We start from the raw sequence: 21,889 nt of genomic DNA on the forward strand, positions 1-21,889 counted from the left end.
TCCACATCCGATCAAATGCTTGACGCCGGATCCCTTTCACGGGTCCGGCTTGGAGACGCACCATGCCCACTTTCGATAGCTGCCAACTGACCACCAAGGACTACACGATTCTTGAAGTGATGCAGGAGCGCCATCCCCGCGGCGATACCTTCTCGGCGATCCTTCAACGAAAAATTTCGAGCGCGGTTGTAATGTTTCGGGAAGACATCCCGGCAACTGTCGTGACACTCAGCACCCGCGTGGCTTATCGGGTAAACGACGGTCCTGCCGAAACACGCATCGTCGCACATGACGAGATGCGCGGTTTGGTTGGCATGCTTTTGCCGATCACCAATCCGCGAGGCCTGGCGCTGCTCGGCCTGGCCGAAGGTCAGTCCGTAACCATTCCGGCCGCGGACGGCAGCCTTGAAACGCTGACCGTGCATGAAGTGGTCTATCAGCCAGAAGCCGCGAGGCGCGAGAGATTGAAGCTAACTGGGAATGCAGCGTCGGCCCCATCGCGGCTGGGCGGCCCGGTTCTGCGCGTCGTCCATCGTTCCGATGAGCTGCAGGACAAAGCGGACAACAAGGTTGTGGCGACATTCGACACCGGGTTCGACGACCCGGGTCCGTCGGCCGCCTGAGGGCTCGTCTATCCCGAAGGCTGTGAAGGCGGGTAGACAAGCGTTCCGTCGGGTCTTGCTTTCACACCGCCGGTGAGGTTCGCCGGCTCGACCTTGTCATGGCCCATCAGATGAAAAACGGACTCGCGCGGCTAAGGAGATAGCCCGCGACGATCCTTCTGTGACAGCGCCACCAGAGCGTTTCCGCGCACATGACGGCGCATCGCCGCTGCCTGCCGAGGGACACAAGCCGGTCCGGGCGGCAATGAAACTCCACCGACAGCGCGTAGTCGGCATAGTTGTGAAAACTCTGGTTGATCCAGAATGCGTTGAGCGTCGGTGGAATGTCGTGCACCTAGCCGCACAGGCCGCCAAGCTCGGCAATGTGCTCATATCCTATCCCGAACGCTGCCAGGCATTCCGGCTGCACCTCGCTATTGAACCACGGGTTCGCCCCGATCGTCGGACGATCCTGATGTCAACCGTCAGGGCGATCTCTCCAACCCGCAGCAGGGCGACGGATTCGGCAATCGACCGAGTCTAGTAACCGATGGTGTGGAACAGACAAGGCATGTTCGGTCAATCCGTGTCGAACCATCCTTCCAGTCACGCGAACCATGGCTTCGCGCCTGGAGGGACAATCATTTCACAACTTGCTTCAATCCGCGTAGCGCCTCCTGCACGTCGGCTCGCGCCTCGCCTGCTTCCGGATAGACTGCATAGGCCGGATAGGTGAATTCCGGCGCGCCTTCTACCACCTCCAACTGCCCCGCCTCTATATGGGGAGCCGCCGCGCCCCTGCGGAAATAACCCATTCCGCCGGCGCGCAGGATATAGCTCAGCCCGAGCGGACCAAGGCCGACCATCAATCCCGGCTCGCCGAAGGCAGAGGAACTGGCACCATGCTGGGCCGCAAATAGCGGCCCCCAGTCTACATAGACATAGTCCCTGGGGCCGACCGGTTCCCCGTCTCGGTCCGTGGTCCGAACCAGGACGAGCTGCTCCTCGACCAGAAGCTCTACCCTGAAACCCGGCAGCAGCTTCGGCGCATAGAGCACCGCAATGTCCAGGACGCCAGTCCTGAGCTGCTCGATGAGCTGGTCCGGCACACCGACCTGGGCTTGGATGGCGATTTCCGGCCTGGCCCCCTTCATCCAGACCAGCCAGTCGAGCAGCAGCGGATTCCACAGGCTGAGCTCTCCGCCCAGGGCAACGACGCTTGTCCGCCCCGATGGGATGGCGAGCTGGTGCCGTGCCCGCTCCCAGATTTGCACGAATGACTGGGCAAATCGCTCGAACTCCCGGCCCGCCGGCGTCAGTTGCGCGCCATTGCGGTTGCGGATGAAGAGCTGGCGTCCAAGCTCTTCCTCCAGCGTGCGTATCCGCGCGCTGACAGTTGTCTGGGTGACGTGGAGTCGGTCGGCGGCTCTCAGAAAGCTACCGGAATGGACGATTTCCAAAAACGTGCGCGCGCGGTCGATGTCCATCACAGCGTCCATATTAGTGCAATAATCTTGCACTAATACAGCATTTAATTCCGTTTGCCTTCCTGTTTTACGCAGCGCAACGTCCACGTATGCGGGTCTCGGCTGCAACGGATATGGAGCGTGCGATGTCTGATCAGGAGGATGTTTACCCGGAGACGAGAGAATACGCCTCTCCGCCATGCTTCATGCATGAGCTTGTCCCCGGGTACGGCACTGAGCCGGCCGTTCAGGACGCATGGCCCGACGTCTGTCGATGGCGCAAGGCGGAACGCAAGCGCCTGATCGATGAGCGTCTCGCGATCGACGCCGAGGAACGCAATGCGAGGTCTTCACGTATCGCTTCCGCTCTCGACCTGGCTGTCGGCCGGGTGAGCGGGCGGATCGTCAGCGGCTACTGGCCATTCCGCGGCGAGCCCGATCTCCGCAACTGGGCGATAAAGGTGATCGAGCGCGGCGGGCGAATCGCGCTGCCGGTCGTCATCAAGAAGGGCTGGCCGCTGGAGTTTCGTATCTGGGGGCCGGGAGACCCGCTTGAACGCGGCATCTGGAACATTCTTGTCCCGTCACACGGGCCATCGGTCCAGCCAGATGTGGTCATCGCGCCTGTTGTCGGTTTCGACCAGGCCAACTATCGCCTGGGGTATGGCGGCGGCTTCTTCGACCGGACCCTGGCCGCCGCGCCGAAGAGGCCGCTCGTCGTGGGCGTGGGTTACGCCGGCAGCAGGATCGAGACCATCTATCCTCAGCCACACGACATTCCGATGGATGTGATCGTCACGGATGAATGAGTGCAGGCAAGGCCTGATCCCCTCGTGACGGAGGATCGCGGATGCCGTCCATCGTCGAGGCCGTCTTGCCTGCCAGCAGTGAAGAGCAGGAAGCACACCATGTCTAATCCAGCCACGACCTTGGATGATCACAGGCCCCGGTTTCTCGTCCGGTGGCTGCTCTCGACCAACCACAAGGATATCGGGACGCTTTATCTGATCTTCTCGATCATGGCAGGAGTACTCGGCACCGCGTTCTCGGTGCTGATCCGGATGGAGCTTCAGGAACCGGGGCTGCAGATATTCGCCGACCCCTCTGTCTACAATGTCGTCGTCAGCGCCCACGGCCTGGTCATGATCTTTTTCGTCCTCATGCCGGCGCTGATCGGCGGCTTCGGCAATTGGATGGTGCCGATCATGATCGGCGCGCCCGATATGGCTTTTCCGCGCATGAACAACATTTCCTTCTGGCTGTTGGTGATGTCGTTTATCCTCTTCATCACCTCGATGTTCGTTCCAGGAGCACCCGGCACGCTCGGCCATGGCGGTGGCTGGACGCTCTATCCGCCACTGTCGACCTCAGGCCAGCCCGGCCCTGCCGTCGACCTCGTCATCCTTTCGATCCACCTTGCAGGAGCGTCATCGATCCTCGGTGCGATCAACTTCATTACGACCATTTTCAACATGCGCGCACCCGGCATGACAATGCACAAGATGCCTCTGTTTGCCTGGTCGATGCTGGTCACCGCCTTCATGCTTCTCATGTCGCTGCCCGTGCTTGCCGGCGCGATCACGATGCTGCTCACGGACCGCAACTTCGGCACGACTTTCTTCGTGCCCGAAGCCGGCGGCGATCCGATCCTGTACCAGCATCTGTTCTGGTTCTTCGGCCATCCCGAAGTCTACATCATGATCCTGCCAGGCTTCGGCATCATCAGCCATGTCATCTCGACTTTCGCCAAGAAGCCGATCTTCGGCTATATCGGCATGGCCTATGCGATGGTGGCGATCGGCGCGATCGGTTTCGTGGTTTGGGCTCACCATATGTATACGGTTGGCCTGTCCGCCGACACCCAGCGCTACTTCGCCTTCGCCTCGATGGTCATTGCCGTTCCAACCGGGGTGAAGGTGTTTTCGTGGCTGGCGACCATGTGGGGAGGATCGATCGAGTTCAAGACGCCGATGCTATGGGCTCTCGGCTTTGTTCTGCTCTTCACCATTGGCGGCGTCACCGGGATCATGGTCGCTAGCCCCGGCATCGACCGCTCGCTGCACGACACCTATTTTGTGATCGCCCACTTCCACTATGTGCTGTCCTTGGGCGCGGTCTTCGCCATCTTCGCCGGCTTTTATTACTGGTTCCCGAAGATGACTGGTTTCATGTACAGCGAAACGCTGGGCAAGCTGCATTTCTGGCTGATGTTCATCGGCGTCAACCTCGTCTTCTTCCCGCAGCATTTTCTGGGCATGGCCGGCATGCCGCGACGCTATGCCGACTACCCCGACGCATTTGCCGGCTGGAATTTCATTTCCTCGATCGGGTCCTACATTTCAACGGCCGGACTAGTCGTCTTCTTCATCACGGTGGCGGAAGCTTTCAGCCGCGGACGCCAGGCTGGCGCCAATCCATGGGGCGAAGGGGCGACCACGCTCGAATGGCAACTGCCATCGCCGCCGCCCTTCCATCAGTGGGAGAAGCTGCCGCGCATTCTCTAGCTTCGCCTCCTGCTCCAAATCGGCGCCTGCTGTCACTTCGACATTTTGTCGGGAGAACGACATGAACGAGACCGCAGATCCAAACAACCAGATCCTGCTCGTGGCGATCATCGCGTTCTATTGGGCGTTGCTGGGCATTTGGGATCAACTTCTGCCGCGCTCGGGAGAAGGCAAGGCCAAGCGGGACGATGCGCCGACGGACAGGCGGACCAGCGGTGCCGAACACACTTCCTCCGCCGACACCTCCTCGGAGGGGATTCGAAAGATCGACCCGGATTTCGACGTCGCCGCGTTTCTGGCCGGCGCCAAGACAGCCTATGAAACTATCCTGCGGGCCTATGTGGACAGTGACATCCAGACGTTGAAGCGTCTTGTCAGGCCGGACGTGCTTGATACCTTCGAGAGAGCCATTGCCGGACGCCGGGATCACGAGGAGACACTGCATCTCACTTTCATCGGCACCAGCGAAGCGAAGGTCGTCGATACTCTCGAGGAGGACGGTACCGCTGAGATTGTTGTTCGCTTCGTTTCCGACGTGGTCAGCGTTACCCGCTCGGCCAACGATGCGATCGTCGCCGGCGATCCCGAGCAGATCGTCGAGGTGATCGATACGTGGACGTTCGCCTGTGAAATCCCGTCAACGAAGCTGAATTGGATGTTGATCGCCACGGACGGCGAATGACAGCATGTGCCGTTCCGATAAGTCCGCCTGACAGCCGATGGCTGATGAGCCGTCCACCCGAACGATCATTGCTGTGAGAAGGGCGCCGGCCGGCGTGCTCGTGAATCCTCGGTTACTCGAACATGATCCGAGCGGTACCTCTTTCGGCGATCAACATTCTCCGAGCTTCCTGGATCCGCTCAGCCTGTTGTTTGGTATAGGGACCCATCGGCCGGGTCTTTTCATCGCCGCGACGGACCCGGCAATACCAGTGGCCGCTGTCCGAGAAGATTTCAACCGAAGTCGGCGTCTCATCGGACGCTTCCCCGGCAACCTCCTTGGCGAACTCGACGATCTTTGAATAATGCTGAGTAGGTGCAACCGCGTACAAACCGTTGTTAGTGTCAAGTTCCTGTTGCATTGTGGACATCAGTCAAACTCCTCTCTGTCGCGATGGCACACCGTTCCGTCATACTGGCTACGCTCTCCGGTGCCCGAGAGTGCTTGCTAATTTGCCATTTGGCGCTCCATTTCCACTTCGGCCTCTAGACTTTCGATGTCGCGAAAGATCGAGGCGACAGCCAGTGTGCGCCCTGCGCGTTTGAAGTGGAGCAGGCAATCCTTGGCTGTGATGTCTCCATCGACCGCGATCTCATCCCATTGCCCGGCATGACCGACATAGTTGATGGAAACGTCGTAATGCTGACTCCAGAAGAACGGCACGGCCGCGAATTTCTCCCGATGGTCGAGCATGTTCCGAGCCGCAGTCTGCCCCTGTCTCTCGGCAACCACCCAATGCTCGACGCGAATGTTCTCGCCGCTGTGAGGATCTGGCCATCTCGCAATGTCGCCGGCCGCGAAGATCCCTGGCTCGCTCGTCTCCAGAAAAGCGTCCACAACAACGCCGTGGTCAACGACCAGCCCGGCCTTCTCGGCGAGCCCGATCCGCGGTCGCACGCCAATGCCAGCGACGACGAGGTCCGCCGTCAACGTACCACCATTGGTGAGGTTAACCCTGCTACCATCGATGCTACTCGCGGTGTCCCCGAGATGGAATACGACGCCATTCTCCTCGTGGAGTGCGCGGATGAAGTCGCCCATTTGCGGACCGAGGACCCGTTCCATGGGTCGTTTATCCGGCGCCACGACATGAACGTCGATACCGCGCGAGCGCAGGGCCGCGGTAACCTCCAGGCCTATGAAACTGGCGCCAAGCACGACGGCGCTGCGCGCAATCGTCGCTCGCTCGATGATCGCCTTGCAATCCGCGAACGAGCGCAGCGTGTGAACGTGTGGCTGGTCGGCGCCGGGAATGGTGAGGCGCACCGGTTCGGCCCCCGTGGCAAACAGCAGCCTGTCGTAAGGAACCGTGCCTTTATCCGCGAGGACAACCTCGCTGGAATGCAGGTCGATGTGAACGGCCTTCGTATTGAGACGCAGGTCGATGTCGTTTTTTGAGTAGAACTTCTCCCCGCGGAGCGGAATCCAATCCTCCGGTGCCTTTCCGGCGAGGTAGTCGTTGGAGAGATTCGGTCGGTCGACGGGAGGCGCTTGGTCATCGCTGATCATGACGATGCTGCCCTGGTACTGTTCGCGCCGCAGTGTTTCGGCGGCTGCGAAACCAGCTGCCCCGCCGCCGACAATAACGATTTTCTCTGGAACCTTGCCTGAGCTTGCATCACGCCGTTCTGGAGCCGTCCTTTTGCGCCTCTCGCCCACGAATAGTCGACCATCGCGTTCTTCCACCGACCAGCAAGCGAGTGGGTTGAAGGCAGGGGCGTGCAAGGCTTCGCCTGTGCGTAAATCGAAACACGCGTGATGCCAGGGACACCGGACGGTATCCTCCACCACAAGACCGTCAGCGAGCGGCCCACCGTAATGTGTGCATGTCGCGCCAATGGCGAAGACCTCGGCCCCGCGACGCACCAACAAAACCTGCTCGTCGCCGCAATGACCGACAAGCTTTGCACCATCGGGAAGATCGGACAACGCGATGCCCCGGAACAGATCCGGTCCGGTCGGCTTGCTTTGGTCTTGGGTCATTGCCTTCTCCCTTGAGGATCCAGGATCGGAGACGTCCTCTGCAATCGAGAAGCGGGAATTCTTCAGGTAATCTTTGAGTTCAACGGTAGCTTCTCGCTATTCCCGACATCGTGCAAACGAATTTAATCGGCGGTTGCGTGCAAATTTAATGATAGGAACAGGCGGTCCGGCGCATCTACAGGATCGCTTGCCCCCTCTTGCGCCAGAAAGAGGCCCGTCGGTGAGCGGGTGTCTGGCAAGGTTCGGAGCACCGTCGGTGGCCCGGCCTCGATATCGGCGCCTGTGATGTGATCGCGGCCTGTTTGGCATCGAGAGGGGTGATGGCGCTCCATGCGGAATGCCCAACCTGCCAATGCCATGAGCACTCCGAATGAGCCTCGGCCTTCAGCAGAGTGCGGTTCAACGCAAGCCTTGCCGAAATGCATTTGCGTCCACCGTCATGATCGTGTTTCTAAAACACACATTGACAATGTATGTTTTAGTTGGGATGCTTGCTCGAGTCTATTGCCAAACACAATGAGAACCGAACCCGTGTGGCAGTCTGGATGTGTCTGGCGTGATGCCAAAAGCCGCCTTGGCCTTGCGGAAATGGGAGCGCGCACATGAGCGGGAACAGTCGGAGCAAGAGAACGATCATCATTGACGGCGTCCCGTTGCCGGATCTGCTTGACGAGACCATGATCCATAATGTGGTTCACGGCTTCTACGATGGGATTCGCCGCGATGAACTTCTCGGTCCTATCTTCCAGCAGAGGATACAGCCCGACGAGTGGCCGCATCATCTGGCAAAGATGTGTGACTTCTGGTCGGCGACACTGTTGCGGACGGCCCGATATCAAGGGCGGCCACTGCCGCCACACCTGGCGATAGCTGGTCTTGGCGAGGTGCATTTCCGCCGTTGGCTTAAATTGTTTCGCGCCACGGTGCATGGCATCTGCCCGCCCGACGTCGCGGCGCTGTTCATCGATCGCGCGCTGCGCATCGCTCACAGCTTTCGTCTTGCAGTCGCCTTCAGTCGCGGCGAGACCACGATTGGCATCGAACCGATTGCCGAGAAAGACCTGTGATGACGAATTGGTTGTGAGTGGTTCCGGTGACGGCGCGCCAACCCAAGAGAGGAACCGCCCATGAGGCTGACCAACTTCTGGGACTATGCTTTGAGGATGCTGATGTACGCCGCCTGCGCTGGTGATCGCCTGATCACGATCGAGGAGACTGCCCGCATCTTCAAGGTGTCGAAGACACACCTCAACAAAGTCGCCAACACCCTGACTCGCGGCGGCTATCTGAAGGCGGTGCGCGGCCGTTCCGGCGGCCTTGTTCTGGGCTCCGGCCCGAGATGATCCGGATCGGCGATGTCATACGGCTGACCGAGCCGGATTTCGCGGTTGTGGAGTGCTTTGCCACCGGGAACCAATGCGTGCTCACCGACTCTTGCAAGCTTTCAAGCATGTTTGGCGACGCGATAGCCTCCTTCCACAGCATCCTTGACCTCTACACGCTGGCCGACGTCGCACTGATGCCTCAAGATTTCCTCGGCAGGCCGTCACCACCCCAAGTTTCCGGCGTGGCGCAAAGCGGCGGGTAAGGTCGACCTCTCCTTTTGATCGGAGACAAAATGTTGCGCCGCGAAGAATCAAGAGCACCGGATCGATTTGAAGACGGAGCAGACGGCCGTCACAGTCACCTACGCAGGCGCTGCCCCTTTACCGGACGCATGCCGCTTTTCCTCGGATGGAGATGAGCCATGGTTGAACCAAAGAAGAACGAAGAGACGGTAACAAAACAGTTTGAATCTGGTATCGACCCGGACAACAGTCTGTTGCCGATGCTGATCGGAGGGCTTGTTCTGATCGTCATCGGCGCGATCATCGTCATGATGTTTGTCTAGACTATTTTCGGAATTAGCGATGCGGTGGATAGTCGGCGAGCCCGATGTTCGGAGTTGGAAAGACCAGTCTTCTTCGGTTTATTCGGAAAAGATCAACGATCTTCCGTAGAGAGGGGTTTGCAGGGAATCGCGCGTTCGGCCCGATTGGCCTGTGGGGCGTTTTTTGAAGGCCACCGAGGTCTCGCCCTGTCTCTTAGGCCGAGGGCATCGTTCTCATCACTTTTGCTCACTCGAACTGAAAGCACCCCCTTCGCATGTCGAGCATCAATGAAGACAACGGCAATCCGACCCGTTTAAGTTCATGCCAGTGCCAGTTGGAGATGGCGACCGTCGTATCCGGTGCGCTCGGCGTGAGGTGGGAGTTTGCGGAGCAACTCGGTCAGTGCTCGCGGATCGGACTTCACTTCCATTGGAAGATAGGGCGTACGGACATCCACAACGTCAACAGGATTCCTGGGGCAGCGTGAACCGGAAGACGCAACCGCCCTCTGGACGCTGTTCCGACCAGATCCTCCCGCCATGGCTCTCAACGATGGTCCGGCAGATGGATAGACCGACCCCCATTCCGGTCGGCTTGCTGGTCACGAAGGGCTCGAACAGGCGCTGCGCCACATCTTCCGGCAGGCCCGGGCCAGTGTCTGACACGCTGACTTCCACCATGTCCCGCTGCGCTGGCGTGGATGCGACTGCGAGTTCCTTACGATCAGAACCCTGCATCGCTTCGATCGCGTTGCGCATCAAGTTCACCAGGACTTGTTGCACTTGTATCCGGTCGCAGACGACACGGTCTGCCAACGGGTCGATACGCAAGGCGACATTCTGCCCATGGCTTCCGACGAGAACCAGCCCGACCGCGTCGCCGACAATCTCGGACAGGCTGTCGCCCTGATGCACCACCTTACCTCGCGACACGAATTGGCGCAGCCGTCTGATGATGTCGCCGGCCCGCAGCGCCTGGTCAGCCGCATCTTTGAAAGCCGTCTCGATGAGCGGCAGGTTCTTCATTGACGGATCGGACAGCAGACGGCGAGCTCCGCTGAGGTAGTTCACAATGGCCGAAAGCGGCTGGTTCACTTCGTGCGCCAGGCTTGAGGCCATTTCCCCCATGGCGCTCAGGCGAGAGACGTGAACCAGCTCTGCCTGCAGTTCCTGCATGCGGGCCTCGTCCTTCCGCCGCTCCGTCAAATCCCTGATGAAGCCCGTGAAAAACCGCATATCTCCACTGGCCACCTCTCCGACGACAAGCTCGATTGGGAAAATGCTCCCGTCCTTGCGCTCGGCCGTAACGGTCTTCCCCTTTCCGATGACATGCCTTCGTCCAGTCGCCAGGTATCGCTGGATGTAGCTGTCGTGCTCGCCGCGGACGACAGACGGCATTAGGATGGACACGCTCCGGCCGACGACCTCCTCCGCGGCATAGCCGAACAGCTGTTCCGCCGTCCTGCTGAAGGACTCGATGACACCGTGTTCGCCGGCGATGACCATTGCGTCCGGCACGGTTTCAAGGATCGACCGTAGATTCGCCTCACGGGCAGCGAGTTCGTCGGCGCGCGTCTTCGCCCGTTCTTGGGCGCTATGGAGCCGCTGTCCGAACCACGCCAGCAACACGCATATCCCCCAATAGGCAGCGACGTTGACGCCCTCGGCGAAATCAACGCCGTCATACAAGGGCACGAACACCATGCCTCCAACGAATCCTAAAAGGGCCGCCAGTAATCCCGGACTGAACCCGCCGACCGCTGCCGCGATGACTACAGTCGGCAGAAAGAACAGGAATGGGGCGTTGACACCCAAGGAGTGCGACAGGGCAAGCCGGATCACGAACGCGGCAAAGACGAGCCCCGCTGCGAGCGTATAGCCCGAAATCCGCCTTCTCATCGCGCTACCGATCAAGCGCTGCTTTGCCGCCTCAGCCAGCGACAACGGGTCCTGGATGCGGTTCATTCTCGTGGTCATCGAGACCCTCAGGCTGCCACATCAAAGCTGTACAGGCCGTCCTAATGAAGCAGAATCTCGCCAGGAACGTTGCTCAAGATCAAACAACTTGGCTTCTGACGGAACCCGGCGGACATCCGTCAAAGGATTCCGACGGTTTGGCCCGGCAGGTAGTTCTCGATCGTACGCTCGCACAGGCACGTTGCCTCATATGCGCGGCATGAGCATTGTACGGAAAGCCATGAGAAACAGGCCGAAGCCGGCAACCCACAACATGCCTGCAAGGCTCGTTAAAGCGACGCCGTAGACGGGCAGAAATTCGACCAGGAGGCGCGACAGGCAGCAAATTGTCATCGCTACGAACGCACCAGTCGCAAGAACCGAGGTCTCGAAGGCGCGGCGGCTGTGCTTGCGGATCATGCTCGCCATGATGGCGAGAGCCATTGTGCCGATGGCGCCGATCGTCCAGGCATGAACGGCAACAGCCTCCCCTAGCCTTGCAGGGGCGAAAATGTGGATCGTCAGAAGCCCGAAACCGACGGTGATCCAGACGTACCCAATATGAAGAGCGAGAACTGACGACGACGCCACCATTCGCCATCCTTTCCACTGGGCGACTCGCATCACCTGACTGCAGGCGGCAAAGGCGCAGGCAAGGCCGGTGAATTGTGCCTGCGGCGCAACAACCCACGAACCAAGGGCGCATGCCGCCACGACCGCTGCCGCGTACTCAAGAACAGCGGAGCGATCGATGAAGATCCGGCCGTCGACGCTTTCGACGTAAGCCATGGTCAAAGCCGGCACGACCCGTCCTCCGATGACCATGAGGAGGCCGATGATCGCAGCCAGGGCTAGTCGCAGTGCAAATTCTACCTGGTAGGACGCTGCCGTGAGCACGTTGCTGCCACAGAAGATAAGCAGCAGAAATACTATCTTCAGGTTGCGGCGATCCCGGCTGGCGATCACATGTCCCGCCGCGATCAAGAGGAGCGTCAGGACCAACAACGCCGAGAGGGCAAGCCCGGCCGGATGCGACAGGAACAGGAAAGTCCCCCGGCTGCACAGCCATAGAGCGACCAGCAAATGCGTGGTGAGCGGCGACACTGCACGACGTCCTGTCCATCGGGGGAGAGCCGTCAACAGAAAACCAGTCAGGATGGCTGGAACCATCCCGAACAGAAGCACGTCACGATGCCAATCGCCGGGAGAAATCCCGGTCGAGCCCATGGCCGGCATTCCGAACGCTGAGGGCAGCCAGACCGCCGCCCCTACGATCGCGTCCAATCCCGCGATGAGAAAGAAAGGCCGAAACGGTACCGACATCCGCTTCGCATCGAAAGCGGGCACACTCCGGTCAGCAGCCATGCAACAATTCCTCTAGAGGGAGATAACTGACACGACATCCTCGTTCCGCTTCGCAACTCCCAAAAATCGGCGGTCGGAAAAAACTCAATCCAACGGCAATACCGTCAATGATCGATCTCCGTGTTTGCTCCAGCGCAAACAGGCTGCAAAATGGTCGATTATAGTCAAAAACAATTTTCGGGACCGGTCGGCCAACTGGAAAGGCGGGCTGCGTCTGTTCGCGTTGCGACCGGCCGCGAAACGTCTGCCTTGCGGTGTGCTGACGGCTAAACCGGACGCCGGCAGATTTGATTGGCCGTGCGATAGGAGCGAAGAAGATATGAAGCAGAACGTTCCATTGAGTAGCATTGATGGCGGCACCCGGAGCTTTGCCGACGTGGCCGTTATCGGTCGGTTGGCAAATTTGATCAAGGACGCCCGACTCGACTGCAAGTGCCGTTCCAGGCTCGACGAGACGCTGGCGCGATTTACGGCTCTGGAAGTCCGGCGCGCGGCACGCGAACATCTTGCCAATGCCCGCAGTCAACGCGAGCGCATAGAAGCCATTCTCTTCTTCTTGCAGGATCTCGATGAAATGGGCGCAGCCGAACGGGATCGCAGCGTCTACATGGATCTCGCACTCCTGTTTGACGATATCGCGAGCACTGCAAAGGAAGGTGCCTTCTCAATGCGGCAACTCAGTTTGTCGGCGGTGCCGACCAGGCCATAGGTGATCAACCGCAAGAGCTGGCGAGGCTGCAGGCGTCCCTACCGATCCTGTTCCGGGGATCGTCGATCGCGGTCCGAACAGAGCCTGCGGCCACCTCCGGCATGAGTGAAACTCAACACATTTCGCAAAGGAGAAATCGCGTGAAGAAATGCATGATGCCGACAGTCGCCATGATCCTCTTCGCCGCGCCGGCGCTTGCGGCGGGAATGCATTCCGGCACTCATGACGGCCATGAAATGATGATTATCGGTCACCCGGGCATGAACGCCAAAGCAGACCGTACCATCGCGATCAGCATGGTCGAGAACGAAGATGGATCAATGGCGTTCGATCCGGTTTCAGTCACCGTGAAAAAGGGCGAGACGGTGCGTCTGGCCTTCACCAATGAAGGCGAATACGACCACGAATTTGTCATGGATACGCATGAGCAGGTGATGGAGCATAGGGCCGGGATGGAGAGGCTTCCCGACATGGAACATGCCGACCTCAATGCAATCCGCGTCGGTCCCCAGGGAAAAGGTGAGATCGTCTGGACCTTCACCAGCGCCGGCCGGTTCGACTTCGCCTGCCTGATACCGGGTCATTACGAGCTTGGAATGAAGGGGGCCCTCAAGGTCACCGCCAACTGAGTCCCGAGGTAACCAGATCAGGTCGATCGGCGTGTGCGACCTCTTTTCGTAGAGTTCGACATCACTGCGCAGGTCGAGGTCTTCCTATCTCGATCAGCCATTCTGGTGGCCCCGGTCTAAGGCAAACCCAGATGTGTTCGCCAGCAAAGAAGGCTCCGAACTGACGCCTGAGTTTGTCGGGATCAAAATCGAGAACGACCACGAATGTCTGACCGGGTTTGAGTCCGTCGAACATTGACAAGACGGCGGACTGCTTCCTTTCAGGTGGAAGTTTCCGTACGTCATATGTCGCGCCTTTCGGCTGCAGGAAATTCATCGCAATCCTTATCCGTTGAGCCAATCCATCAGGACGATCACGCGGCGGCGACTTTCTTTTCGCCCCAACGCGTGAGCTTGTCGCCCGGGTCGACGCCCGCCCAGCCGACCAGCCGGGCAGCCATCTCGACGACCATTTCCTCAATCGAGGCCAGCTTGACATAGAACGGCGGTACTGGCGGTGCGATGACTGCCCCCATCCGTGCTAGTCTCAGCATCGCGTCGAGGTGCCCTTCATGGAGCGGCGCCTCGCGCGGCACGATGACCAGCCGGCGCTTTTCCTTCAAGCTGACATCGGCGGCCCTGGTGAGAAGGTTGTCGCCTAAACCGTGTGCCATAGCCGCCAAGGTCCGCATCGAACAGGGAACGACGATCATGCCATCCATTCTGAAAGAGCCGCTGGCGATGGGTGCAGCCAAGTCCTGATAGGAATAAGCGTGGTTGGCGAGGGAGGTCAGTTGGGCAAGGCCATCGGTGCCGAGCTCATGAGGGATGGCCAATCGCGCCCCCTTGGAGACGACGAGATGAGTCTCCACCCCGGCCCTGACCAGTTGACGAATGGTTTCCAGCGCGAGCACGGAGCCGGATGCACCTGTGACACCGATTATCAGCCGTTTGGTCATTGTTGCCCCTGAGCGGTCGTCTGCGAAAAAAACTCGTTCCATCGTTGGGACACCTGCTCCTCGATAGTAGCTGACATCCTCAGCTCCTTTCCCCACTCGCGAGATGTCTCGGATCCAATCTTGCGCGTCGCATCGAATCCGATCTTTCCTCCAAGTCCTTCGAGCGGTGACGCGAAATCGAGCTGGTCGATAGGAGTCCTATCCACCTGCATCAGATCGCGCGAAGGATCCATGCGGGTGGCGACCGCCCACATCACGTCCGGCCATGATCGAATGTCGATGTCGTCGTCAACCACGACGACCATCTTGGTCATCGAGAATTGTGGCAATAGGGACCAGAACCCCATCATCACGCGCCTGGCCTGTCCGGCGTACTTCTTGGCGATCGAGATAACGGCAATCCTGTAGGAGCAGGCTTCCGGCGGAAGCCACACGTCGACGATTTCCGGTATTTGTTGGCGCAGGAGCGGCTTGTAGACATCGAGCAGCGCCTCGCCGAGGACCGAGGGCTCGTCGGGCGCGCGCCCGGTGAACGTTGTCAGGTAATTTGCCCCGTCACGGACGCGGACTCGCTTGAGGTTGAATACGGGGTATCGTTCCGGCGCGTTATAATATCCGGTGTGATCGCCGAAGGGTCCCTCCAGCGCTGTCTCTGCTGGAGAGACGACACCTTCAAGCACGATTTCCGCACTGGTTGGCACGTGAAGCATGATGCTCTTGCAGGACGCCAATCCGACCCGGCGATTGTTGATCATCCCGGACAGTGCGAGTTCCGAGACGCCTTCGGGCGCCGGCATCACCGACGCGATCAACGTGGCGGGGTCCGCCCCGATGACGACCGCCACCGGCATCTCAAGACCCCTCGCCTGCCAAATACGATGGTGTGCTGCTCCGCCTCGCATGGGAAGCCATCTTATGATCGCACGATCGCGGGCTAGCACCTGCATCCGGTATATGCCCAGATTGTATGTGCTCGGGTCGTCCTCGCCAGGCGGGCGAGTGATAACCACGGGCCACGTTATCAGGGGGCCGGCGTCTCCCGGCCAACAAGTCTGGACGGGAAGAAGCGAAAAATCTGGATCGGCGTCTCGCCACTCTCTAGGCGGGGAGACGATCTTCGGCCGCGCCACGAGTGCACCCCGCGCCATAGGCAACATCTGTCGGGCCTGACGAAGGTTCTGCGGGGCCTGAGGCGATCTCATCCACGCAAGGAGCGCGCCGAGGGTTTCTAGACCATGAAGGTCGGTGCCAAGGCCCCAAGCTACACGTTCCCGGGTGCCGAAAAGATTTGCGACGACTGGAAAGGCTGACCTGACGCCGCGATCGTCGAGAGGCGCCGTAAGGCGGAGCGCCGGGCCTTTCGAGGCAATCACGCGCCTATGTATCTCGGTCAGTTCAAGCCTTGTCGAAACAGGCACGCCAACCTCACGAAGCTGCCCGTTCCGATCGAGGAACGAAAGAAATGAGTCGAGATCTGAAAACAAGGGAAGGCAGCGGTGATGCATGGCGAAATCCGGCCCGACCGGTTCGTCGGCGACTAATTTTGCCATCAGGGCTGACGAAGAACTTTGCGCTTGCGCAAAGAGCGAACGATCCGTCCCCTCTATTTTCCCTTCTCACATCATTTCCGAGGAAGGCGATCGAGGCGAAGGGATTTCACATGGCAGGCAATCTCATCAGCGAAACTGTCGAAGCTTGGCGGTCCGTAATTTCCCTTCTTGCGGATCGCCGGCGGAGCAGGGCAGCGACAAGAGAATTCTGGGCAATGGGTTTGGATGAGTGCACAGGCATCTTGAATGACATCGGTCTATCGCGAAGCGAATTCGACGATGCCATGCGGTTGCCATACGCCTCGGAAGACCTGCTTTCTTCGGCGATGCGTTCAGCCGGCATCGATCCGGACAGTTTCCAATCGCTGCAAGCGCACCGTTTCATGTCACGCATCTGCATCACCTGCCAGCATCGTCGTCAGTGTCATAGCCAACTGGCCGCCTTCGATTTCGAAAGTCACTATCAGGATTTCTGTCCGAACAGCCAGAATTTCGCAGATCTGCTCGAGAACGGACCCCGCACGTAATCCGCCGCGAAATCCGCTTGAGCGACCCCCATATGGAAAGGATGCACTGAATGGTGGCGGGAAACACGGAACCGAGATTGCCGGCGGTCGTTCGCCATCTTTTCCCGGCCTTCGCCGGCTTGCCACTCGGGCCGCTGCTCACGCTGTCCTTGCGCTCTTTGGCCGGGCGACAGCCTCGATTGTTCGAGCGCCTCGGCGAACATCGAACAGCTTGCTATTTCATCGACCCGGTCGACCTCGCCTTCGCATTTACCGTCGTGCCGGACGCGGAGCGCTCGATCGTTCGTGTCGTCAGGAAAAGTGAGGCCGCGACATCAAGCGTCCAGATCAGGGGACCTATTCTGACACTGTTGAGCCTGCTCGACGGCACGCTGGATGGCGATGCGCTTTTCTTCAGCCGGATCATCTCGATCAGCGGCCGCACGGAGGCGGTGCTCGCGCTGAGGAACACAATCGAGGACGCCGAGCTTAGCCCCGCGGACTTACTCGGCCTGCGTGGCTTTCTAGCTCGTTTCGCCGATACGGGCATTCTCGGCGCATTGAGCGTCGCACGCCAAATGGCCGATCGCAACTCCAGACGCAAGGCACCAGTGGCATGAAAAGCGGACGCATGGAACTTGTCTGCCCGGCCGGAACCCCCGCTACGTTGAGGGCAGCCGTCCAGGCAGGCGCGGACGCAGTCTATTGCGGATTTCGCGACGAAACGAATGCCCGGAATTTCCCGGGACTCAACTTCTCCAGGGAAGAACTGGCCGAGGGCGTCCGCTTCGCGCATGACCACGGTAGCAAGGTTCTGGTCGCTATCAACACCTTCGCGCGGGTCAATGATGTCGACCTGTGGAAGAAGGCCGCGGACACGGCGGCTGAATGCGGCGCAAACGCGATCATCGCGGCGGACATCGCCGTCCTCGATCACGTCGCGAAAAACCACAAGCAAGTTCGTCTTCATCTCTCCGTACAGGCAGCGGCCGCGACGCCAGAAGCAATCGGATTCTACGCGACCAGTTTCGGCATCCGTCGCGTCGTCCTGCCGCGGGTGCTTTCTGTTCAGGAGATCGCGGCGCTCAACCGTGCGATCGAAGTGGAAACGGAAGCATTCGTGTTCGGCGGCCTTTGCGTGATGATCGAAGGCCGATGCTATCTCTCTTCATACGCGACAGGAAAATCACCAAATCTGAATGGCGTCTGTTCGCCACCCGAAATGGTGAGTTACGACGACGAGCCGAACAGCACGGCGGCACGGCTTTCAGGGTTCACGATCGACCGCTACGAGCCTGGCGAGCCAGTGGGCTACCCCACTTTATGCAAAGGCAAATTCAAAGCCGGCGGAAAGACCTCCTATTTGTTCGAGGATCCCGTCAGCCTGAACGCCGGCGGGATGATTGCCGGGCTGAAAGCCGCCGGCGTAACCGCCTTGAAGATCGAAGGACGCCAGCGCGGCAAAGGTTACGTTACGGAAGTGGTCCATGCCTTCCGGAAGGCCGTCGACGCCGTCGGGCAAGGTGGCGACGCGATCGAGATCGATCGGATCCTTGCCGGTCAGTCGGAAGGGTCCCGGCAGACGGCAGGAGCGTACAGCAAGAAGTGGAGATAGCAACTTGTCCGCAATTGCGTTGACGCTTGGGCCGGTGTTCTTCCACTGGTCGCCCGACCGCCTCTTGGACTTCTACCGCAGGATAGCAAACGAGGCTCCGATCGACCGCGTCCATGTCGGCGAAGTCGTATGCGGCAAGCGGATGCCGTTTTCCGACCCGGCATGGCCTGAGATCATCGAACGCCTCGAGAGTGCGGGAAAGGAAGTGGTGCTGTCCACGCTGGCGGCGCCGGCAACCGTTCGAGAGCGCAGAAGCATCGCGGATCTCTGCACCGACGAGCGGCTGGTGGAGATCAACGATGTCACCGCCCTGCCGTCACGCTCCGGCAAGCCCTTCGTGACCGGTCCGTTCCTGAACGTCTACAATGAGGCTTCCGCGCGGTTCCTGATCCAGCGCGGTGCCACAACGATATGCCCACCCGTGGAATTGTCGCTCGCCGCCGTCGGCGCCATGGCCGGCGTATGTCCCGAGGCGGAATTCGAGATTTTCGTCTTCGGTCGGCTGCCGCTCGCGCTTTCCGGCCGATGCTATCACGCGCGCATCAACGGCCTTCACAAGGATTCCTGTCAGTTTATCTGCGAACGAGACCCGGATGGTCTTGCCGTCGACACGCTCGACGACCAGCAGTTTCTCGCGATCAATGGCGTGCAGACGCTCTCCAACCAGGTGCACGCCTTCTGCCCGGCACCCGCGGATGTCACCTCCAGAAGCGTCCGGCGTATCCGCTTGTCTCCGCACACGTGCGACATGGTCGAGGTGGCGAAGACCTATAGAGCGCTTGCCGATGGGAGAGAGGATCCCAAGGGTGCCCGCTTTATCCTTTCGTGCCTCGATCTGCCCGGTAGGCTGGTCGACGGATACGCCCTTGGCAAGCCCGGATGGCAAACAACCGCTTCGATCTGAAGACGGATTTCGAACGGAAAAAATGACCCAGATTGCAATCATCACGGTGTCGGACCGTGCAAGCCGCGGCGACTACGAAGATCTTGGCGGGCCTGCCATCGAGCGCTGGCTTCGCCGTGTCGTGACGACACCCTGCGCTTTCATCCGTCGCATTATCCCCGATGGTCTCGAGAGTGTTCGGGATGTGCTTGTTGAGCTTTGCGACCAGGGCGGAGTTGATCTGATCCTAACAACGGGAGGAACCGGCCCTTCTCCGAGGGATCTTACTCCCGAAGCCATGCAGCAGGTCATCACGAAGGAGCTTCCCGGTTTTGGCGAACTCATGCGGCGGGCCAGTTCGCGGCACGTCGGCACAGCCATCCTTTCACGTCAAACAGCTGGAGTGCGCGGTCGTTCGCTGATCATAAACCTGCCCGGTAAACCGGCGTCGATCGACGTGTGTCTGAACTCCGTATTTCCTGCCGTGCCGTACTGTCTCGAACTGATAGGAGCAGCGCCAATCATAGCGGATCCAGCGATGCTCGGATGATCTCGCGCCGATATGGCCTTTAGATTTGGAGTTGTGGACAGTTATCTGATCCATAGGATAGTAGCTGCGAGAGCGACCGCAGCAAGTTCCCTGCTGTTTTCTCAAGCGAGTTGCGACGCGTCGGAACTGTTGAGCTTTGAGAAGCAACATCCGATCAGGTGGGGTTAGGCGCAATGTGAACGTCGACAGGGTATCTTTGAGTCCGCGACGGTTGTCTTGGGATGCAGCCACGGCGTCTTTGTCTGCGATCACTTGGCGCAGGCGATCGGCGTCTTAGGCAGCGTCGGCCATGACGACTTTGGCGCGCCGTCGATCAAGGGATAAGCCTGCGGCCTAACCCCGGTGGTCGGCGGTCAGGATGAAGCGCACCCGGCAGGAGAGACCTCGTACGGCCCATATGGTGCTCAGGTCCCCGCGGGAACGGCCAACGGCCTGGTCGTCAGACCCCTTGTTTAGCGCTTGAAGACAGCTTGCTGCCTTGGGATCTTGGCGGTAGTGCGCGGTGGAACCCGACGTGGTCCCCTGGCTGTCCACCTTTGTGCTTCCGCGCTTCGATGGGCAATCGGCAGACAAACGGCAGCCATCGCCACACATGAACGATCCATGCCCGATTAAGGAACGCGCGCAAGGAATGCATTTTGCCCCTCTTTGTTCCAGCGCAAAGACTAGGACCTCTATCTGGACAATTCATGGTCCCAACGGCTGGCACTATTTCGTCCTCGCGACGGAGCGAAGAGTTCGCTGTGAGTTTCAAAGCCGTTGTGTTGAAAATGCATGGAGCTTCGTTATGAACACCCAATTCCCAGGTCCAGAATTATGGGAACGCACAGTCGGCGACATAGCCGCTACGCTGCCTGGCGCCACCGCCGTTTTCCGCAAATTCAAGATCGACTTCTGCTGCAACGGCGATCTCACCCTTGATGGCGCCGCGCACCGGCGCGGAGTCGATCCCGACGAGCTTGAGCGCGCGCTGGAGGCGCTTGGTACCGGCGCCGGGGACACGGCCGCGCCAGCTGCGATGGACAGCGATGAACTGATCGACCACATCGAAGCCTGCTACCACGAGGCGCACCGCCGCGCTCTGCCCGAGCTCATCGCCCTGTCGCGTAAGGTTGAGGCGGTGCATCGCGAGCATCCGAAGGTGCCGGCCGGCCTTTCCGATGCGTTACGGCAGATGCAGAGCGCACTGGAGCAGCACATGGCCAAGGAAGAGGCTATTCTGTTTCCGGCAATGCGGCAGTGGGACAAAGGCAAGTTCGATATCCCGGTTTCGGAACTGCGGCACGAGCACGATGACCAGGGGACCTTGCTTCGGCTCCTCGAAAGCCTCACCGATGACTTCGCCACGCCAGATGGAGCTTGCCGCTCCTGGCAGGCGCTGTACGTCGGCACGGCCCAGCTTGCCGAGGACCTGATGGAGCACATCCACCTGGAGAACAACATCCTGTTCCCGCGGTTCGCGGCAACGGAAAGCCGTGCCTAGCCGCCCAACGTTGATAGCGACTGCAGCAATGTAAATCGCTTGGCGAATCTTCGACTGACAAGCTTGGCGCTGGACCCGGTAGTCGCCGTGCTGCCACTGTTGCCGTTAACGCCAACTGGCCTACCGGTCTGTTTTTAAGCGAATGAAAAGAGGCTTAGTTCACGCATTTCAACGGGCATGGGCACCGTCCGCTATCGGCCTGAGCGATGCAATTGGCGCGGTAGGACAGCTTGGCCAAAGTCGATCATCGAGCGCCGTAACACGTTGCCGGCGGCATCAATGCTCACACGCGCGCGGCGATTGCCGTAGAAGAAGCTCAGTCGATATTCGCCCTCGTGCTCGCCAATCCCGCGTTCACAGAGAGATGTAATCTCTTGTGTTCTCAGCAGTGAGTGCACCGCCGTTGGATCGAGACGTAGCAAATCGGCAAGCAATCTTGCGTCGATGAGAATCTCGTCCGTGTCGATCTCGACTTGCATAGGTCCACCCGCGAATCAGAAAGCCTTTGACGAACCGTGGCCGGAGCCGCAACTGATCCATTCCGGAGGATCACTGGCGG

At 59.7% G+C, this 21,889-nt stretch carries 24 protein-coding genes and 2 pseudogenes; 15 read left to right on the forward strand and 11 right to left on the reverse strand.

Features of this window, described 5'->3' with window-relative positions; genetic code table 11:
• The first annotated feature begins 62 nt into the window (after nt 1–62).
• Nucleotides 63–623: a nucleoside-diphosphate kinase gene (locus ASD12_RS06765; protein ID WP_056583191.1), complete on the forward strand. Its 561-nt coding sequence runs from the start codon at nt 63–65 to the stop codon at nt 621–623.
• 106 nt (nt 624–729) lie between these two features.
• On the opposite strand, the gene ASD12_RS35855 is transcribed toward ASD12_RS06765, so the two are convergent.
• The gene (locus ASD12_RS35855) at nt 730–957 is read right to left on the reverse strand and encodes a DUF488 domain-containing protein (protein ID WP_320410791.1); all 228 of its coding nucleotides are present in this window, start codon (nt 955–957) and stop codon (nt 730–732) included.
• Between the two features lie 286 nt (nt 958–1,243).
• Nucleotides 1,244–2,089, reverse strand: coding sequence for a LysR family transcriptional regulator (locus ASD12_RS06770; protein WP_056583409.1), 846 nt, complete (start codon nt 2,087–2,089; stop codon nt 1,244–1,246).
• A 125-nt stretch (nt 2,090–2,214) separates the two neighbouring features.
• Here ASD12_RS06770 and ASD12_RS06775 point away from each other — a divergent pair, with 125 nt between their 5' ends.
• The 3 genes from ASD12_RS06775 (at nt 2,215) to ASD12_RS06785 (ending at nt 5,254) form a co-directional block, all read left to right on the forward strand.
• Nucleotides 2,215–2,877 (forward strand): 5-formyltetrahydrofolate cyclo-ligase, encoded by a 663-nt coding sequence (locus ASD12_RS06775; protein WP_082525290.1) that lies wholly within the window; start codon nt 2,215–2,217, stop codon nt 2,875–2,877.
• 99 nt (nt 2,878–2,976) lie between these two features.
• Entirely contained in the window at nt 2,977–4,572 is a 1,596-nt protein-coding gene (gene ctaD, locus ASD12_RS06780) for a cytochrome c oxidase subunit I (protein ID WP_056583195.1), read from the forward strand.
• Between the two features lie 61 nt (nt 4,573–4,633).
• A complete protein-coding gene (locus ASD12_RS06785; RefSeq protein ID WP_056583196.1) occupies nt 4,634–5,254 on the forward strand; it encodes a Tim44/TimA family putative adaptor protein in 621 nt (206 codons plus the stop codon).
• 112 nt (nt 5,255–5,366) lie between these two features.
• On the opposite strand, the gene ASD12_RS06790 is transcribed toward ASD12_RS06785, so the two are convergent.
• Both ASD12_RS06790 and ASD12_RS06795 read right to left on the reverse strand, forming a co-directional pair.
• Nucleotides 5,367–5,663 (reverse strand): hypothetical protein, encoded by a 297-nt coding sequence (locus ASD12_RS06790; RefSeq protein WP_056583198.1) that lies wholly within the window; start codon nt 5,661–5,663, stop codon nt 5,367–5,369.
• Nucleotides 5,664–5,740: 77 nt separating this feature from the next.
• The gene (locus ASD12_RS06795) at nt 5,741–7,276 is read right to left on the reverse strand and encodes an FAD-dependent oxidoreductase (protein WP_056583200.1); all 1,536 of its coding nucleotides are present in this window, start codon (nt 7,274–7,276) and stop codon (nt 5,741–5,743) included.
• 653 nt (nt 7,277–7,929) lie between these two features.
• On the opposite strand from ASD12_RS06795, the gene ASD12_RS06800 reads away from it, so the two are divergent.
• The 3 genes and pseudogenes from ASD12_RS06800 (at nt 7,930) to ASD12_RS34795 (ending at nt 9,167) form a co-directional block, all read left to right on the forward strand.
• Nucleotides 7,930–8,343 carry a group III truncated hemoglobin gene (locus tag ASD12_RS06800; protein ID WP_244482761.1) on the forward strand — a complete coding sequence of 138 codons (414 nt, stop codon included), beginning with the start codon at nt 7,930–7,932 and terminating at the stop codon, nt 8,341–8,343.
• A 60-nt stretch (nt 8,344–8,403) separates the two neighbouring features.
• Nucleotides 8,404–8,864 (forward strand): annotated as a pseudogene (locus ASD12_RS06805) (Rrf2 family transcriptional regulator).
• A 159-nt stretch (nt 8,865–9,023) separates the two neighbouring features.
• On the forward strand, nt 9,024–9,167 hold the full coding sequence (locus ASD12_RS34795; protein WP_164482338.1) for a hypothetical protein: 144 nt from the start codon (nt 9,024–9,026) through the stop codon (nt 9,165–9,167).
• A gap of 441 nt (nt 9,168–9,608) precedes the next feature.
• Here ASD12_RS34795 and ASD12_RS06815 read toward each other — a convergent pair whose 3' ends face one another.
• Complete coding sequence (locus ASD12_RS06815; RefSeq protein ID WP_244482762.1) at nt 9,609–11,111, reverse strand: PAS domain S-box protein; 1,503 nt, start codon at nt 11,109–11,111, stop codon at nt 9,609–9,611.
• 198 nt (nt 11,112–11,309) lie between these two features.
• Nucleotides 11,310–12,467, reverse strand: a complete 1,158-nt coding sequence (locus ASD12_RS06820; protein ID WP_056583206.1) for an NnrS family protein — start codon at nt 12,465–12,467, stop codon at nt 11,310–11,312.
• A gap of 319 nt (nt 12,468–12,786) precedes the next feature.
• Here ASD12_RS06820 and ASD12_RS06825 point away from each other — a divergent pair, with 319 nt between their 5' ends.
• Entirely contained in the window at nt 12,787–13,176 is a 390-nt protein-coding gene (locus tag ASD12_RS06825; RefSeq protein WP_056583209.1) for a hypothetical protein, read from the forward strand.
• A 152-nt stretch (nt 13,177–13,328) separates the two neighbouring features.
• The gene (locus ASD12_RS06830) at nt 13,329–13,805 is read left to right on the forward strand and encodes a plastocyanin/azurin family copper-binding protein (RefSeq protein ID WP_056583412.1); all 477 of its coding nucleotides are present in this window, start codon (nt 13,329–13,331) and stop codon (nt 13,803–13,805) included.
• A gap of 61 nt (nt 13,806–13,866) precedes the next feature.
• On the opposite strand, the gene ASD12_RS32835 is transcribed toward ASD12_RS06830, so the two are convergent.
• From ASD12_RS32835 to ASD12_RS06840, 3 genes are read right to left on the reverse strand one after another with little or no spacing between them, the layout of a single operon-like run.
• Entirely contained in the window at nt 13,867–14,121 is a 255-nt protein-coding gene (locus ASD12_RS32835; protein WP_082525283.1) for a DUF2249 domain-containing protein, read from the reverse strand.
• A 37-nt stretch (nt 14,122–14,158) separates the two neighbouring features.
• Nucleotides 14,159–14,743 (reverse strand): UbiX family flavin prenyltransferase, encoded by a 585-nt coding sequence (locus tag ASD12_RS06835; RefSeq protein WP_056583212.1) that lies wholly within the window; start codon nt 14,741–14,743, stop codon nt 14,159–14,161.
• On the reverse strand, nt 14,740–16,293 hold the full coding sequence (locus tag ASD12_RS06840; RefSeq protein WP_348271708.1) for a UbiD family decarboxylase: 1,554 nt from the start codon (nt 16,291–16,293) through the stop codon (nt 14,740–14,742). Before ASD12_RS06840 ends, ASD12_RS06835 begins: the two co-directional genes overlap by 4 nt.
• Here ASD12_RS06840 and ASD12_RS06845 point away from each other — a divergent pair.
• Genes ASD12_RS06845 through mog form a run of 5 tightly spaced genes read left to right on the forward strand, consistent with a single transcriptional unit; the run spans nt 16,206 to nt 19,847 of the window.
• On the forward strand, nt 16,206–16,820 hold the full coding sequence (locus ASD12_RS06845) for a hypothetical protein (RefSeq protein ID WP_244482775.1): 615 nt from the start codon (nt 16,206–16,208) through the stop codon (nt 16,818–16,820). The genes ASD12_RS06840 and ASD12_RS06845 overlap by 88 nt on opposite strands.
• 50 nt (nt 16,821–16,870) lie before the next feature.
• Nucleotides 16,871–17,419, forward strand: a complete 549-nt coding sequence (locus tag ASD12_RS06850) for an SCP2 sterol-binding domain-containing protein (protein ID WP_056583216.1) — start codon at nt 16,871–16,873, stop codon at nt 17,417–17,419.
• Entirely contained in the window at nt 17,416–18,414 is a 999-nt protein-coding gene (locus tag ASD12_RS06855; RefSeq protein ID WP_056583218.1) for a peptidase U32 family protein, read from the forward strand. Before ASD12_RS06850 ends, ASD12_RS06855 begins: the two co-directional genes overlap by 4 nt.
• A gap of 4 nt (nt 18,415–18,418) precedes the next feature.
• The gene (locus tag ASD12_RS06860) at nt 18,419–19,318 is read left to right on the forward strand and encodes a U32 family peptidase (protein WP_056583220.1); all 900 of its coding nucleotides are present in this window, start codon (nt 18,419–18,421) and stop codon (nt 19,316–19,318) included.
• 22 nt (nt 19,319–19,340) lie between these two features.
• Nucleotides 19,341–19,847: a molybdopterin adenylyltransferase gene (gene mog / locus ASD12_RS06865; RefSeq protein ID WP_056583223.1), complete on the forward strand. Its 507-nt coding sequence runs from the start codon at nt 19,341–19,343 to the stop codon at nt 19,845–19,847.
• Nucleotides 19,848–19,888: 41 nt separating this feature from the next.
• Here mog and ASD12_RS35175 read toward each other — a convergent pair.
• Nucleotides 19,889–20,285: pseudogene (locus ASD12_RS35175) on the reverse strand (IS5/IS1182 family transposase); the annotation flags it as partial.
• Between the two features lie 76 nt (nt 20,286–20,361).
• Between ASD12_RS35175 and ric the strand changes: the two are divergent.
• Nucleotides 20,362–21,330 carry an iron-sulfur cluster repair di-iron protein gene (gene ric, locus ASD12_RS06870; protein WP_244482763.1) on the forward strand — a complete coding sequence of 323 codons (969 nt, stop codon included), beginning with the start codon at nt 20,362–20,364 and terminating at the stop codon, nt 21,328–21,330.
• Between the two features lie 191 nt (nt 21,331–21,521).
• Here ric and ASD12_RS06875 read toward each other — a convergent pair whose 3' ends face one another.
• On the reverse strand, nt 21,522–21,809 hold the full coding sequence (locus tag ASD12_RS06875; protein ID WP_056583227.1) for a DUF6522 family protein: 288 nt from the start codon (nt 21,807–21,809) through the stop codon (nt 21,522–21,524).
• Nucleotides 21,810–21,889: the final 80 nt, after the last annotated feature.

The sequence above is a fragment of the Mesorhizobium sp. Root102 genome, assembly GCF_001425625.1.
In the GTDB taxonomy this organism is placed as follows: Bacteria; Pseudomonadota; Alphaproteobacteria; order Rhizobiales; family Rhizobiaceae; genus Mesorhizobium.

Bases quoted from the DNA above. Each gene is read 5' to 3' on its own strand.
- ASD12_RS06765 (WP_056583191.1), top strand. From the start codon at position 63: ATGCCCACTTTCGATAGCTGCCAACTGACCACCAAGGACTACACGATT.
- ASD12_RS32835 (WP_082525283.1), bottom strand. From the start codon at position 14,121: ATGAATTTCCTGCAGCCGAAAGGCGCGACATATGACGTACGGAAACTT.
- mog (WP_056583223.1), top strand. From the start codon at position 19,341: ATGACCCAGATTGCAATCATCACGGTGTCGGACCGTGCAAGCCGCGGC.
- ASD12_RS06775 (WP_082525290.1), top strand. From the start codon at position 2,215: ATGTCTGATCAGGAGGATGTTTACCCGGAGACGAGAGAATACGCCTCT.
- ASD12_RS06855 (WP_056583218.1), top strand. From the start codon at position 17,416: ATGAAAAGCGGACGCATGGAACTTGTCTGCCCGGCCGGAACCCCCGCT.
- ASD12_RS06815 (WP_244482762.1), bottom strand. From the start codon at position 11,111: ATGAACCGCATCCAGGACCCGTTGTCGCTGGCTGAGGCGGCAAAGCAG.
- ASD12_RS06875 (WP_056583227.1), bottom strand. From the start codon at position 21,809: ATGCAAGTCGAGATCGACACGGACGAGATTCTCATCGACGCAAGATTG.
- ASD12_RS06795 (WP_056583200.1), bottom strand. From the start codon at position 7,276: ATGACCCAAGACCAAAGCAAGCCGACCGGACCGGATCTGTTCCGGGGC.
- ctaD (WP_056583195.1), top strand. From the start codon at position 2,977: ATGTCTAATCCAGCCACGACCTTGGATGATCACAGGCCCCGGTTTCTC.
- ASD12_RS06835 (WP_056583212.1), bottom strand. From the start codon at position 14,743: ATGACCAAACGGCTGATAATCGGTGTCACAGGTGCATCCGGCTCCGTG.
- ASD12_RS06825 (WP_056583209.1), top strand. From the start codon at position 12,787: ATGAAGCAGAACGTTCCATTGAGTAGCATTGATGGCGGCACCCGGAGC.
- ASD12_RS34795 (WP_164482338.1), top strand. From the start codon at position 9,024: ATGGTTGAACCAAAGAAGAACGAAGAGACGGTAACAAAACAGTTTGAA.
- ASD12_RS06820 (WP_056583206.1), bottom strand. From the start codon at position 12,467: ATGGCTGCTGACCGGAGTGTGCCCGCTTTCGATGCGAAGCGGATGTCG.
- ASD12_RS06830 (WP_056583412.1), top strand. From the start codon at position 13,329: ATGATGCCGACAGTCGCCATGATCCTCTTCGCCGCGCCGGCGCTTGCG.
- ASD12_RS06785 (WP_056583196.1), top strand. From the start codon at position 4,634: ATGAACGAGACCGCAGATCCAAACAACCAGATCCTGCTCGTGGCGATC.
- ASD12_RS06770 (WP_056583409.1), bottom strand. From the start codon at position 2,089: ATGGACATCGACCGCGCGCGCACGTTTTTGGAAATCGTCCATTCCGGT.
- ASD12_RS06845 (WP_244482775.1), top strand. From the start codon at position 16,206: ATGAGTCGAGATCTGAAAACAAGGGAAGGCAGCGGTGATGCATGGCGA.
- ASD12_RS06850 (WP_056583216.1), top strand. From the start codon at position 16,871: ATGGTGGCGGGAAACACGGAACCGAGATTGCCGGCGGTCGTTCGCCAT.
- ASD12_RS06790 (WP_056583198.1), bottom strand. From the start codon at position 5,663: ATGTCCACAATGCAACAGGAACTTGACACTAACAACGGTTTGTACGCG.
- ASD12_RS06840 (WP_348271708.1), bottom strand. From the start codon at position 16,293: ATGGCAAAATTAGTCGCCGACGAACCGGTCGGGCCGGATTTCGCCATG.